Here is a 1,049-nt window from a genome sequence, read left to right on the forward strand (position 1 = left end):
TGACCTTCCCCCTTAGAAGCGGTCCGCCGGTAGAGTGAGCCCGGCGGAACCGTGGAGGGTGTTGGGATGGGAAGGAAGCACCACAAGCCGGAGGAGATCGTGGCCAAGCTGCGGCAGGTTGAGGTGTTGCTGGCGCAAGGCAAGACCACGGCCGAGGCGGTGCGCACGATCGGGGTGACGGAGCAGAGCTACTATCGCTGGCGGAGCGAGTATGGCGGCCTGAAGGTGGACCAGGTGAAGCGACTGAAGCAGCTGGAGCAGGAGAACGGACGGCTCCGCAAGGCGGTGGCGGACCTGACACTCGAGAAGCTGGTGCTCAAGGAAGCCGCCTCGGGAAACTGGTGAGCGTCGCCCGTCGTCGCGCCTGCGTCGAGCACGTCACCAAGGAACTGGACGTCTCGGAGCGGTTTGCCTGCAAGGTGCTCGGTCAGCACCGCTCGACGCAGCGGAAGGTGCCGAGGCAGGCGGACGACGAGGTGGCACTGACAGCAAGCATCATCGACCTGGCCCGGCAATACCGGCGCTATGGGTACCGTCGGATCACCGCACTGCTCAGGGCCGAGGGCTGGCGGTGCAACCACAAGAGGGTTGAGCGCATCTGGCGCCGTGAAGGGCTGAAGGTACCGGCCCGGCAGCCCAAGCGCGGGCGGCTGTGGCTCAACGACGGCTCTTGCGTGCGGCTGCGGCCGGAGCGGCCGAACCATGTGTGGGCGTATGACTTCGTGGAGGACCGCACCCGGGACGGGCGCAAGTTCCGGATGCTGAATGTCGTGGACGAGTTCACCCGCGAATGCCTGGCGATCCGAGTGGGCCGACGACTGGGGGCCGCCGACGTCATCGACGTGCTGTCCGACCTGTTCATCCTGCGCGGCGTGCCGGGTCATGTTCGTTCGGACAACGGGCCCGAGTTCGCCGCCACCGCCGTGAAAGGCTGGATCACGGGCGTGGGTGCCAGGACAGCGTTCATCGAGCCGGGCAGTCCGTGGGAGAACGGCTATGTAGAGAGCTTCAACGGCAAGCTCCGCGATGAGCTGCTCAACGCCGAGGTG

General features: G+C 66.4%; 1 pseudogene. It reads left to right on the forward strand.

The features are described 5' to 3' along the window. Positions 1-66: 66 nt before the first annotated feature. A pseudogene (locus D9599_RS30675) lies at positions 67-1,049 on the forward strand (IS3 family transposase); the annotation flags it as partial.

Origin of the sequence: Roseomonas sp. KE2513 (assembly GCF_016107305.1) — a bacterium.
GTDB lineage: Bacteria > Pseudomonadota > Alphaproteobacteria > Acetobacterales > Acetobacteraceae > Roseomonas.